Annotated in this window: 14 protein-coding genes; 11 read left to right on the top strand and 3 right to left on the bottom strand. The window is 64.5% G+C overall.

Going from position 1 to position 12,536, the window contains the following annotated elements; all coding sequences use genetic code 11:
- The first annotated feature begins 48 nt into the window (after positions 1–48).
- From AC3WWH_RS04895 to tam, 6 genes are all read left to right on the top strand, one after another.
- A complete protein-coding gene (locus tag AC3WWH_RS04895) occupies positions 49–576 on the top strand; it encodes a GNAT family N-acetyltransferase (protein ID WP_057250501.1) in 528 nt (175 codons plus the stop codon).
- Positions 573–1,613, top strand: coding sequence for a zinc-dependent alcohol dehydrogenase family protein (locus AC3WWH_RS04890; protein WP_058320333.1), 1,041 nt, complete (start codon positions 573–575; stop codon positions 1,611–1,613). Before AC3WWH_RS04895 ends, AC3WWH_RS04890 begins: the two co-directional genes overlap by 4 nt.
- Positions 1,614–1,724: 111 nt before the next feature.
- Positions 1,725–2,408, top strand: coding sequence for a YoaK family protein (locus AC3WWH_RS04885; RefSeq protein ID WP_057250505.1), 684 nt, complete (start codon positions 1,725–1,727; stop codon positions 2,406–2,408).
- A 107-nt stretch (positions 2,409–2,515) separates the two neighbouring features.
- Positions 2,516–3,076: a hypothetical protein gene (locus AC3WWH_RS04880; protein ID WP_058320334.1), complete on the top strand. Its 561-nt coding sequence runs from the start codon at positions 2,516–2,518 to the stop codon at positions 3,074–3,076.
- Between the two features lie 191 nt (positions 3,077–3,267).
- A complete protein-coding gene (locus tag AC3WWH_RS04875; protein WP_057250509.1) occupies positions 3,268–3,930 on the top strand; it encodes a haloacid dehalogenase type II in 663 nt (220 codons plus the stop codon).
- Between the two features lie 11 nt (positions 3,931–3,941).
- Positions 3,942–4,712, top strand: coding sequence for a trans-aconitate 2-methyltransferase (gene tam, locus AC3WWH_RS04870; RefSeq protein WP_057250511.1), 771 nt, complete (start codon positions 3,942–3,944; stop codon positions 4,710–4,712).
- Between the two features lie 12 nt (positions 4,713–4,724).
- Here the strand turns inward: tam and AC3WWH_RS04865 are convergent, their stop codons facing one another.
- A complete protein-coding gene (locus AC3WWH_RS04865) occupies positions 4,725–5,618 on the bottom strand; it encodes a LysR family transcriptional regulator (RefSeq protein ID WP_057250513.1) in 894 nt (297 codons plus the stop codon).
- A gap of 140 nt (positions 5,619–5,758) precedes the next feature.
- On the opposite strand from AC3WWH_RS04865, the gene AC3WWH_RS04860 reads away from it, so the two are divergent.
- The 3 genes from AC3WWH_RS04860 (at position 5,759) to AC3WWH_RS04850 (ending at position 9,191) form a co-directional block, all read left to right on the top strand.
- Entirely contained in the window at positions 5,759–6,940 is a 1,182-nt protein-coding gene (locus AC3WWH_RS04860; protein WP_057250516.1) for an MFS transporter, read from the top strand.
- Positions 6,941–7,043: 103 nt separating this feature from the next.
- The gene (locus tag AC3WWH_RS04855) at positions 7,044–7,880 is read left to right on the top strand and encodes an aldo/keto reductase (RefSeq protein ID WP_058320335.1); all 837 of its coding nucleotides are present in this window, start codon (positions 7,044–7,046) and stop codon (positions 7,878–7,880) included.
- Positions 7,881–8,030: 150 nt separating this feature from the next.
- A complete protein-coding gene (locus AC3WWH_RS04850; protein WP_058320336.1) occupies positions 8,031–9,191 on the top strand; it encodes an MFS transporter in 1,161 nt (386 codons plus the stop codon).
- On the opposite strand, the gene AC3WWH_RS04845 is transcribed toward AC3WWH_RS04850, so the two are convergent.
- Positions 9,188–10,099, bottom strand: coding sequence for a LysR family transcriptional regulator (locus AC3WWH_RS04845; protein WP_058320519.1), 912 nt, complete (start codon positions 10,097–10,099; stop codon positions 9,188–9,190). The two genes, AC3WWH_RS04850 and AC3WWH_RS04845, sit on opposite strands and share 4 nt — an antisense overlap.
- Positions 10,100–10,207: 108 nt before the next feature.
- Between AC3WWH_RS04845 and wrbA the strand changes: the two genes are divergently transcribed.
- Together wrbA and AC3WWH_RS04835 are read left to right on the top strand one after the other, a co-directional pair.
- Positions 10,208–10,840, top strand: coding sequence for an NAD(P)H:quinone oxidoreductase (wrbA, locus tag AC3WWH_RS04840; RefSeq protein WP_058320337.1), 633 nt, complete (start codon positions 10,208–10,210; stop codon positions 10,838–10,840).
- On the top strand, positions 10,840–12,042 hold the full coding sequence (locus tag AC3WWH_RS04835) for an MFS transporter (protein WP_063891414.1): 1,203 nt from the start codon (positions 10,840–10,842) through the stop codon (positions 12,040–12,042). The genes wrbA and AC3WWH_RS04835 overlap by 1 nt, the downstream gene beginning before the upstream one ends.
- An 87-nt stretch (positions 12,043–12,129) precedes the next feature.
- On the opposite strand, the gene AC3WWH_RS04830 is transcribed toward AC3WWH_RS04835, so the two are convergent.
- A complete protein-coding gene (locus AC3WWH_RS04830) occupies positions 12,130–12,522 on the bottom strand; it encodes a DUF2780 domain-containing protein (RefSeq protein ID WP_057250522.1) in 393 nt (130 codons plus the stop codon).
- Positions 12,523–12,536 lie beyond the last annotated feature (14 nt).

The following is a 12,536-nucleotide window of genomic DNA, read 5'->3' as shown; positions in this document are numbered from 1 at the left end:
CCCGGACGGCCTCTCGCTTAGTCTCATGCGCAAAGGAAAGGGACAGCCGTGCGCATCAAGCATCTGGACGAGGACGACGTGGATATCTTCCGCCGCATACGGCTGGAAGCGCTCAACCGCGAGCCACAAGCATTCGCCTCGACTACGGCAGACTGGGAGCGCCTTTCGACGGAGGAATGGCGGGCGCGGCTGACGACCAACGCCGTCTTTGCCGCTCTCGACGGGGACCAGCCTGTCGGCATCATGGGGCTGATGCGCGAACGCGCGAGCCGGCTGGCGCACCGCGCCACGATCATCATGGTTTATGTGCGCGACGAAGCCCGCGGATCCGGCGTGGCGCGGCACCTTCTCACCCATCTGACCGACCATGCCCGCGCGTCCGGCATCCGCCTGCTGGAACTGGTCGTACGCGCCGACAACCCGACGGCCATCCGCTTCTACGCGCGTGAGGGTTTTCACGAAATCGGCCGTGTCCCCGGCGGCATGCTCGACGGAGACGTAGAGGTCGACGAAATTCTGATGGCGCGACACATCGACGGCCGCGCCGTACCCGCATTGCAAGGAGCGCCCCGATGAAAGCCATGTATTACGATGCGTTCGAAAAGACGCCCGAAATCCGGACCCTTCCCGATCCGACCCCGACCGAAAACGGCGTCGTCATCAAGGTCGAGGCCACAGGGCTTTGCCGGTCCGACTGGCACGGCTGGATGGGCCATGACGCCGATATCCGGTTGCCGCACGTACCGGGCCACGAGCTGGCGGGGGTTGTCACCGCCGCCGGCCGCGGCGTGATGCGCTACAAGGTCGGCGACCGGGTCACCGTGCCCTTCGTTTCCGGTTGCGGCCGCTGCGGCGAGTGCCGCTCCGGCAACCAGCAGGTCTGCGAGGCACAGTTCCAGCCGGGCTTTACCCATTGGGGTTCTTTTGCCGAATATGTCGCGCTCGACTTTGCCGACCAGAACCTCGTGCATCTGCCCGAAAGCATGGACTTCACCACGGCCGCGAGCCTCGGTTGCCGCTTCGCCACCTCGTTTCGCGCCATCGCCGACCAGGCGAAGGTGAAGGGCGGCGAATGGGTCGCTGTACACGGCTGTGGCGGTGTGGGCCTGTCGGCGATCATGATCGCAGCCGCCCTCGGCGCCCAGCCGATCGCGATCGACATTGCCGAGGACAAGCTCGCCTTCGCGAAGACGCTCGGCGCGGTCGCGACGATCAACGGCCGAGAAGTACAGGATGTGGCTGCGGCGGTGAAAGACATCACCGGCGGCGGCGCGCACGTCTCGATCGACGCGCTCGGCAACCCGGTCACCTGCTTCAACTCGATCAAGAACCTGCGCCGGCGTGGCCGCCACGTGCAGGTCGGGTTGATGCTCGGCGACCAGGCGACGCCGCAGATCCCGATGGCGCAGGTGATCGGCCATGAGCTCGAGATCTATGGCAGCCACGGCATGCAGGCCTGGCGCTACGACGCCATGCTGACGATGATCGCCGACGGCAAGCTGAAGCCGCAACAATTGATCGGCCGGGAGATCTCGCTTGCAGAGGCGATCCCTGCACTGACCGCCATGGACCGCGCAACCGACCTCGGCATCAGCGTCATCACGCGGTTCTGATAGCGCCATGGGCGGCCGGAAAAGCGCCGTCTACGAGAGGGTGCCGGCAATGCCCATTCCGACTCACGGCCTCAATGCGCTAAACCTTGTTCCGGATCGGGGGCAAGGCAGATGACCATTGGGAGACGGCGAAGGTTGATCAAACGTCAGCGCACCGGCACGGCGCTTGCCATTGCCGCGACGATCTCTTTCCTTGCCGGCATGACCGACGCGATCGGGCTCTTGAGCATTGGCGACTTCGTCTCCTTCATGAGCGGCAACACGACCCGGGCAGCAATCGCCCTCGGCGATGGCGATTTTATCGGCGCCTTGCTGCTCGTCGGCGCGCTCGGGGCGTTCATCATCGGCAACGCACTTGGCGTCATCGCAGCCGCGCGCCTCGGCGTCGTCGGCGTGCTCTCGACGGTCAGCCTCGTGCTGATGCTCTGCGCCGGTTTCGGGGCCCTTATGCCGCGGCCCTTCTATTTCTACGGCGTCGTGCTCGCCATGGGCCTGGTCAATGCGGCGGTCGAACATATCGAGGGCTTGCCGATCGGGCTTACCTACGTGACGGGGGCACTTTCCCGCTTCGGGCGCGGTCTCGGCCGCTGGCTGCTCGGCAACAGGAACCGTCAGTGGCTGGTGCAAATCGTGCCCTGGCTCGGCATGTTCTCCGGCGCGGTCGCCGGCGCTCTCTTGCAGCGCCACTTCGGCGCGGCCTCGCTCTGGGCGTCCTTTGCGCTCGCCGCTGGGCTAGCGCTTGCCACTGTTCTCGTGCCGTCTCGCTGGTCGCGGCGCTATATCCATTCGGGGTGAGCCTCAGCTCCAACGGCAGCTTTTCACCCCTCCCAAGATTTTGCCCTTAAGCGCGGCCGGGTTTCAGGGCAAAATCTGCAAAGAAGAATCACGAGCGAGGTCCTGCCATGGCGCTTGCGGCAGCCGTCACCACGGATGAACTCTATCATCCCATCCTCAAGGCCAATCCGGCGCATCCGGCCGGATGGCCGATCCGGGCAATCGTCAGCTCACAGACCGAAGCGCGACACAATCGCGCGCTCTGGGCGCCAACGCACCTGATCTCGATCCGCGCTCCCGGCAGCCGACTGCTCTCGATGATCGAGCTACCGCCGGAAAAGCATCTGGAACTCTTTTTCGGCGATACCACCGATCCGGACGAGCCGGATGCGGCGCGCCCGCAAGCCATCGAAGCCACCTTCGCCTTTGTCGACCGCCTGCCCGAAGACGCCCATCTGCTCGTCCATTGCCTTCGGGGCATTGGGCGCGCGACCGCGCTCACCCTCGGCATTCTGGCGCGCTACATGCCACCGGAGGACGCCGCCGCCGCACTCCATGCGCTGCGCCCGGAGGCCAAGCCGAACAGGCATGTCGTCAACCTTTGCGACACGGCGCTCGGGCTCAAGGGCAAGCTCGCCAAGCAGGCACTACGCTTCCCGGCGAAAGTCTGGAAACCAGCCAAAAGCTGAAGCTAGAAATACGCAGCTTGGCCGCCAGCCGTTGTGCATCGCACAAAGATTTGACATGATCCCACGAAAGAACGGTGACAGTTGACTGCCTGATCAGGCATGATGCTGTAAGCCTTTGTTTTCGGACGGGCTTTGACGGGAAGATTCGACCTTGACCCGCCAGCGCCGAATACAAAAGACGGGAGGAAAAGATGTCCCACGCGGCCTATGTGTTTGACGCTTACGGCACGCTCTTCGACGTGCACGCGGCCGTCAGGCGCCACGCGCAGGAAATCGGCCCGGACGGGCAGGCTTTTTCCGAACTCTGGCGGGCCAAGCAACTCGAATATTCCTGGGTGCGCTCGCTGATGGGCAGCTATCAGGATTTCTGGCAACTGACCGAACAGTCGCTCGACTACGCCTTCGCACGTTTTCCCTCCGCCGACCCGAAACTTCGCAAGCGATTGCTCGACGCCTATTGGACGCTCGACTGCTATCCGGAAGTGCCGGCGGTTCTGAAAGGGCTCAAGGAGCGCGGCGCCCGCATCGCCATCCTCTCCAACGGCTCGCCGGCCATGCTCGCCTCTGCGGTCCGCAACGCGGCACTCGACATCGTCATCGACGACGTGTTTTCCGTCGACGCGGTGAAGGCCTTCAAGACCGCGCCTGCCGTCTACGACATCGTCACAACCGGCTACCGGCTTTACCCGCATGCCGTTTCCTTCCAGTCGTCGAACCGCTGGGATATCGCCGGGGCGACGAAATTCGGGTTTCGCACCGTATGGATCAATCGGGCGGACATGCCGGACGAATATCGTGATCACGGGCCGGCGCTGATCCTGCCCTCTCTCGAAAGTCTGCAATTCGGTATCTGAAGGATCTCCCCATGGTCTGGTCGCCTGCGCAGTATCTGAAGTTCGAAGACGAACGCACGCGCCCAGCCAGAGATCTCCTCGCCCAAGTGCCCGACCTGCCCGAAGGCATCGCCTTCGATCTCGGCTGCGGCCCGGGCAACTCCACCGAGCTCATCCGCGACCGGTTTCCCGAGGCCACACTTTCAGGCCTCGACAGCGACGAGAACATGCTCGTTGCGGCGGCGAAGCGGCTGCCGGGCATCACCTTCGAAAAGGCGGATCTCGCAAACTGGGTCCCCCCTGCCGGCGCTTCGCTGTTTTACGGCAACGCTGTCTTTCAATGGCTGCCGAACCACCTCACGATCTTCGAAAGACTGATGGGAGCGCTCGCATCAGGCGGCACGCTTGCGGTCCAGATGCCGGACAATCTCGGGGAGCTGAGCCATTTGCTGATGGAGGAGACAGCGCGCAGCTCGGCTTTCACTGACGCCTTTGCCGGCAAGACCGTCCGCCGCAATCCCATGCCGGGCCCGGCAACCTATGTCGAACGCCTGGCGCCACAGGCCGCCAGCATCGAGGTCTGGCACACGATCTACTACCACCGGCTCGCCAATGCCGAAGCGATCGTCGAATGGGTGAAGGGGACCGGCCTCAGACCCTATCTCGATGCCTTGCCGGAAGATAAACGCGACGCCTTTGCTGCCGACTACACGGACCGGATCCGCGCTGCCTATCCGGCCATGAGCGACGGCAAGGTCCTTCTGCGCTTCCCGAGATTTTTCATCGTCGCGGTGAAGGCCTAGCGCCGGGCGACGCTACATGCGTTCGACCAGGAAATCGATGAAGGCACGGATACGGGCGGCGAGATGCTCATGTCCGGCATAGACGGCGTAGACCGTCTCGATCTCGCCCGACTGATAATCTTCGAGCAGCGGCACGAGCGTTCCGGCTTCGAAGTCCGGCTCGACATGGAAACGGCCGATACGGCCAACGCCAATGCCGGCAAGGCAAAGCTGGCGGACGATCGAACCGCTCGAGACCTGCATGTTGCCGAAGACCGAGCGCAATTCCGCAGCCGGCTGCCCCGGCATGCGGAACGCCCATTCGTCGACGCTGCGACGGAAATTGAAACGAATGCAATTGTGGCCGTCGAGTTCATCGGGCGTTTGCGGGACCCCATGCTTTTCCAGATAGCCCGGCGATGCGATCACGACCGGACGGCTTTCCATGAGCTTGCGTGCCTTGAGGGATGAATCGCGCAACGGACCGGTGCGGATCGCCACGTCGGCGCGCTCTCCGACGACATCGATCATGCTGTCCGTCAGCGTCAGATCAAGTTGCACCTCCGGATAGCGGGCGAGGAACTCTGGCGCGAGCGGCATGATGTAGCGCTCGCCAAAGCCGACTGCGGCGTTCACCCGCAACAGCCCGCGCGGCGTCATGCGGCCCCCGGCAGCGACCAGTTGTTCGGTCTCCGCGATTTCCGTGAGAATCCGCTGGGCGCGTTGCAGATAGACTTCCCCCTCCGGCGTCAGCTGCAGGGTCCTGGTCGAGCGCACGAGCAGGCGCGTGCCCAACCGGTCCTCGATACGGGTCACCAGTTTGCTGACGGCCGACGGCGAAAGCTTCAGGCGCCGCGCAGCCGCCGAGAAGCTGCGGGTCTCCGAAACGGCAACGAAGACCTCCATTTCACCTGCCCGATTGTCCATGCGTCACCTTTGAATCCAATTCACAGTCCTTTGTACCATTATGCTGATTATCATGATGAGTGCCAAGGCTCATATTCCGCCCGACTTCAACAACAACCAACGCGCCCGGTTCCTCCCAGCCGGGTGGGAAAGGTCTCGTCGTGCCTATTGCTATCCTTGCGCTGACGATCGCGGCCTATGCGATCGGAACAACGGAATTCGTGATCGTCGGTCTGCTGCCGACGGTCGCCACCGACCTCAATGTCACCCTGCCGCTCGCCGGCCTGATCGTCAGCGTCTATGCGCTCGGCGTCACCTTCGGCGCGCCGGTGCTGACGGCACTCACCGGCCGGATCGAGCGCAAGCCGCTCCTGATCGGCCTGATGGCGCTGTTCATCGTCGGCAATGCTGCGGCCGCCCTGTCGCCGAGCTACGAACCGCTTCTCATTGCACGGGTCATCTCCGCCTTTGCCCATGGAGTGTTCTTCTCGGTCGGCTCGACCATCGCCGCCGACCTCGTTCCGGAAGACCGGCGCGCATCGGCCATCGCCATGATGTTCATGGGCCTCACCGTCGCGATCGTCACCGGCGTGCCGCTCGGCACCTGGATCGGCCAGACCTTCGGCTGGCGCGCCACCTTCTGGGCTGTGACCGGCCTCGGTGTCGTCGCGCTCACCGCGATCGTCGCCCTGCTGCCGAACACGCTCTCCAAGGCCCCGCCGGCCAAGCTTATCGACCAGGTGCGCGTGCTCGGGTCCGGCCGCCTGCTGATCGTCTTTGCCATGACCGCGCTCGGCTACGGCGGCACCTTCGTCGCCTTCACTTTCCTGGCGCCGATCCTGCAGGACATCACCGGTTTCTCGGAAGGCGCCGTCAGCCTGATCCTCGTGCTCTATGGCGTCGCGATCGCCATCGGCAACATTGCCGGCGGCAAGATCGCCAACCGCGATCCGGTCAAGGCGCTTATCGGCCTGTTTCTGGCCCAGGCGGCCGTGCTGGTGCTCTTCACCTTCACGGCCCCCTCGCCGGTGCTGACGCTGGTGACGCTCGCCGCACTCGGCTTCCTGTCCTTTGCCAATGTTCCCGGCCTGCAGCTCTATGTCGTGCAGCTTGCCAAGCAGTACCGGCCGGGCGCCGTCGATGTAGCCTCGGCGCTGAATATCGCCGCCTTCAACCTCGGCATTGCCGTCGGCGCCTGGCTCGGTGGCTTGATCGTCGCCTCACCGCTCGGCCTCGGCATGACGCCCGTCATCGGCGCCCTGCTTGTCGCCGCCGCGCTGCTGCTCACGCTTTTGAGCGGCGTTCTTGATCGCCGGGCCGGCGCCGCCTACCAACCGGCTTGAACCGCCGCACCTGAGGACCACCTATAGATCGTTCCTTTTTCGCCCGGCCATCCGGCCGGGCGCTCGCCAAGTACAGCAGGTCAAGTACAAGGAGTTACCCACCATGCATTCCGTCAATTCAAACGGTGCCAACATCCCGGCGCTCGGCTTCGGCACTTTCCGCATGCCCGGCGCCGACGTGCTGCGGGTGCTGCCGGAAGCGCTCAAGCTCGGCTTCCACCATGTCGACACGGCCCAGATCTACGGCAACGAGGCCGAGGTCGGCGAAGCCATCCATAACTCCGGCGTGTCACGCGCCGACATCTTCCTCACCACCAAGGTCTGGGTCGACAAATATGCGCATCGCGACTTCCTCGCCTCGGTCGACGAGAGCCTGAAAAAGCTGAGGACCGACCATGTCGACCTGCTTCTCCTGCACTGGCCGGGCGGCAGTGACGTGCCGATGGCCGAGCGCATCGGCGCCCTCAACGAGGTGCAGAAGGCCGGCAAGGTCCGTCATATCGGCGTCAGCAACTTCAACACGGCACAGATGGAAGAAGCGGTGAAGCTCAGCGACGCCCCGATCGCCACCAACCAGGTCGAGTACCACCCCTATCTCGACCAGACCAAGGTGCTCGAGATCGCGCGCAAGCACGGCATGTCGATCACTGCCTACTACGCGATGGCGAACGGCAAGGTCCCGAACGATCCACTGTTGAAGGAGATCGGCGCACGCCACGGCAAGACGGCCGCCCAGGTGGTGCTGCGCTGGCTGGTGCAGCAGAAGGACGTGATCACGCTTTCCAAGACCGCGACGATCGATCGGTTGAAGGAAAACTTCGCGATCTTCGACTTCGCGCTCGGCGACGGCGAGATGGCCGAGATCCACGCGCTTGCCCGCCCCGACGGTCGCATCGTCAATCCGGAGGGTCTGGCTCCGGTCTGGGACAAGGCCGCCTGATCTGCTCTCTTGTAGTGGAGCGGGATGCGGGCGGAAAACCGCTCACACTTTTCCTCATCCCGCTCCGCCATTTCGCCGCCGGCCAATTCCCAGCCGGCGGCGGATACGATATGGACTTGGCCCACAGGCACCGATCAGAGGGAGGGGGCGATGTCTTTGCATGAGGCGCAGACGAGCGATTTCGCTCCCGACTGGCCGGCGATCATCGCCGTCGTCCTGGGGGTCACCGCCTTCTCGGTGGCACAGGGGCTCACCTATCCGCTAATCTCGCTTTCGCTTGAAAGCCGTGGCGTCTCTGCCGGCATGATCGGCCTCAATGCCATGGGCTTTGCCGCCGGTCTCGGCGTGGCAACCCTGCTTCTCGGCCGGTTGACGCGGCTTGCCTCCGCCGACCGGCTGATCATCGCCAGCCTCTGCGGCTGTTCCATCTGTCTCGCGACGCTTGCCTCGACGTCAGAGCTTCCCATCTGGTTTATCGCCCGTTTCGCCCTCGGCTTCTTCGTCAGCATGGTGTTCATGCTCGGCGAAGCCTGGCTGAACACGGCCTGTCCCGACCGGCTGCGCGGTCGCGTTTCCGGCCTTTACGGCGCCGGCATGTGTGGCGGCTTTGCCGCCGGTCCGCTGGCGATCCCGTTGCTCGGCACCAGCGGCGGCCTCGGCTTTGCGCTGCTGGCGATCTATATCGCGCTCGTCGCCTTCCTCACCGGCCTCTTGACCATGGGCGCACGCACGCGCCCCGAACCTTCCTCGACACGCGACCTCTTCGCCTTCTTCAAGAAGGCACCGATGCTGATCCTCATGGTGCTGATGTTCGGCTTTGCCGATATCGCGGCGATCTCGGCCATGCCGGTCTACTTCGTCAAGACGGGCCACAGCCAGGCCTTTGCCGCGCTCAGCGTGACGGCGCTTGCGATCCCGACCGCGCTGGCGCAGCCCTTCATCGGCGTGCTTCTCGACCGGCTGCCGCGCCGCCGCGTGGCGATCTCAGCAGCCGCCGTCGCCGCCACCGGCTACCTTCTGGTGCCGTTCCTGTCTTCGAACGTGGCGTTGCTGCTGACATTCGCCTTCATCGGCGCCGCCAGCTTCGCGCTCTACACGGCCGCCCTGACGATGCTTGGCGAAGAATATCGCGGCAGCATGCTGGTGGCCGGCAGCGCCGCCTTTTCGCTCGCCTATGCCGCCGGCAGCGCTGCAGGGTCGGGCGCCACCGGCGCGCTGATGAACTTCATCGACCCTATCGCCGGCCCGCTCGGCGTGGGCGCCGTCCTCGTCATCTTCACGCTGATGTTTGCAGTGGCAAGGCGCCGTTAGGCCTCGGCGCAGCGCAAGGCAAGCGCCTCACCGAAAACACGGGCGGCCGGCCCGAGCGGCTCATCGATCCGATGCACCAAGTAGGCCTCGGCACCGACCTGACTGTTGCGGCCAAGGGCCGTCGTCGGCATGCGCACCAGCCGGCGCTCTTCGAGATCCCGCTCCACCTGCCAGAGCGGCAGCCGGCCCCAACCGAGACCGGTGCGGATCATCGCATGTTTCGTATCCTGGCTGCTGACGCGACAGGTCTGCGGCGAGAGCACGCCGAAATCCCGCCCCACTGTCCGCTGCGACGGATCGGACTGCACGATCTGAAGGTGGTCGGCAAGCGCGGCGTTTTCGAGTGCGCCATCGGCGGCACTCAGCCCCAAGGGATGATGCGCGGCAACGACTGCAACGATCTGAACCGTCGAAAGCGCCTGGCGGGCGATGGCCGGATCGCGGAAATCCTCTCCGACCATGATGCCGACGGTGAAGCGGCGTTCGACGAGACCATCTAGCGGTCCGCCCAGCGGTGAAACCGCAAGCCTGATCGAAACATTGGGGTAGATCGTCCGCATCTCGTTCAGGGCCAACCCGACCGTCTCGATCGGGAAGAGCGTGTCGACGATCACGGAAAGCTCCAACTCGATGCCCTCGCCAAGCCCGCGCGCGCGGGCCCGCATAGCGTCCACCCGCAGCAGGATATCGCGGGCATTGGCAAGCAGCGCCTGCCCTTCCTGTGTCAACACCGGTCTGTGTCCGGAACGGTCGAATAGGGCGACGCCAAGCTCCGCCTCGAGATTGGCGATGGCGTGGCTGACCGCAGACTGCACGCGTGAGAGTTTCGCGGCACCCGCACGGAAACTCCCGCTTTCGGCGACGGTCACGAAGGTCCGCATCTGATCGAGTGTCAGGGCATCCAGCATGATCGATTCCATAGATCAACTTGATGAAATTTATATCACTTCAACAGATCATGGAAAGCATCCATCTTCTTTTCCGAACAGCAAGTGCTCAGCAGGAAGGAAGGCCCGATGGCCAGGATACTCGTGCTCTACTACTCATCCTACGGTCATATCGAGACGATGGCGGGGGCGGTTGCCGAGGGCGCGCGCGCCGCGGGCGCCACCGCCGTGCTCAAGCGGGTGCCCGAAATCGTGCCGGAAGCCGTTGCCATCAAGGCGGGCTACAAACGCGCTCAGGACGCGCCGGTCGCGACCGTCGCGGAACTGCCGGACTATGACGCGATCATCATCGGCACGCCGACACGCTTCGGCAACATGGCCGCGCAGATGAAAAACTTCCTCGATCAGGCGGGCGGTATCTGGGCGCGCGACGCCTTGGTCGGCCGCATCGGCAGCGTCTTCACCTCGACCGGAAGCCAGCATGGCGGCCAGGAATCGACGATCCTCGCCACCCATACCGTGCTTCTCCACCTCGGCATGGTGATTGCCGGCCTACCCTACAGCTTCAAGGGTCAGATGCGCATGGACGAAATCACCGGCGGCTCGCCCTACGGCGCCTCGACGCTCGCCGACGACGGCAACGGCGGCGACCGTCGGCCAAGCGCCAACGAGCTGGAAGGCGCACGCTTCCAGGGCCGCCACGTCGCAGACCTGGCGGCGGCGCTGGTCGCCGGTCGTGCGCGCGTTGCGGAGCTTGCCTGATGGCCACGGCCACAACCTTCGTTCGGGAGAGAACAGATTGGGCGGGCGTGATGACGGTTGTTGCCGCCGGCGTGGTCGCGGCCATGCAGGTCGGCAAGGGGCTGATTGCCGGTCCGTTGCTTCAGTCCGACCTCGGGCTCGATCTCCCCGCCCTCGGCTGGATCACCTCGGTCTTCGCCATCGTCGGCGTCGTCGGCGGCATGACGGCGGGCGCGTTCGTCGCGTCGGCCGGCGATCGGCGCCTGCTCGCCATCGGGATGGCCATGTTGGCCCTCGGCTCCTTCGGTGGAGCGGCCAGCCACGCCTTCGCGCTGCTTCTTCTGTCACGCATCGTCGAGGGCTTCGGGTTCCTGCTCGTCGTCGTCGCCGGCCCGGCCATTCTGATGCGCTTGGTGACATCGGATCGCCGCGACCTCGTCTTTTCGCTGTGGAGCTGTTTCATGCCGGCGGGCATCGCGGCCGCCATGCTGACGGGGCCACTTTTTCCCGATTGGCAAGCGATCTGGAGGAGCAACGGGCTGATCACGCTGGCAAGCCTGGCTTCCATCTTCCTGGCGGTGTCGCCGTCTCGGGAAACATCCAGCATCGCCGCCAGCTTCCGGGATGATGCGACCGAAACGCTTACAAGCCGCGGCCCGGTGCTGCTCTTCGTTCTGTTTTCGCTCTACAGCCTGATGAGCTTCACGCTTTCCAGCTTCCTGCCGATCCTGTTGGTCCAGCGTATGCACGTCTCGCTCGGGACCGTCGGCCTCCTCAGCGCCATCATCACACTGGTGAACGTCATCGGCAATCTTGCCGCCGGCCATCTGCTGTCTCGCAGCTTTGCCCGCGGCCGGTTGATCGCCAGCGCTGCCTTGCTGATGGGTGTGTTCGGCCTATGGATCTTCCTGAGCCAGTCCGGTGGAAATCTGATCTTCGGGCTTTGCGTGCTGTTTTCCGCGATCGGCGGCCTGATCCCCGCCACGTTGATCTCGTCGGTGCCGATCCTGTCGCCGCGTCCGGCGCTTGCGCCGTTGGCAATGGGGCTCTTGATGCAGGGCAGCAATCTGGGGCAACTCGTCGGGCCGGTTGCAGTCGGAACGGCGATCGAACGCTACGGCTGGGCCTCGGGCGCGGCCTTCATCGGCGTCGGCGCCCTTCTCTGCATCCTGCTTGCGAGCACACTGGAGCAGACCCTGCGAAGCAAGGCCCAACGGCGATGATGGCCTGCATGCAAAGAGCAAATCGCAAAGAAAAACCCACCGGCGGCAAACCGGTGGGTTCGGCATTTCCGGCGGATTGTCCGCGGATCAGACGAACTGGCTGAGGCCCGGAACCGAGGCGACGACTTCGTCGACCACTTCATCGCCTGCCTTTTCCTTGGCAAAGGCGATGGTCTCCTTGGCGAGCGAGGTGATTTCGCCCATGCCGAGACCCTGGCTCATCAGCTGCTGGCCGAGCGCCATGACGCCGCCGCCGCCGATCGCCGACATCAGGCCGCCGAGCAGACCGCCGCCACCCGTGCCTTCGCCATTGTACTGGGCGATGAGCTCGGAGGCGCCCGGAATCGCTTCGATCATCTGGGCAACCGGGCCGTCAGCGGCTTCGCGCTGCAGGAAGCCGAGGATCATGCCGACAGCCTTTTCGGCCGTTGCAGGCTCGATGCCGACATTCTCCGCGACGCGCGTGACCAGTTCATTCATGGAAAAACTCCCTC

This window comes from Ensifer sp. EB106-03-01-XG145, from assembly GCF_058792075.1.
Note: the sequence above shows the minus strand (reverse complement) of the source record. Positions and strands in the feature narration are given on the sequence as shown.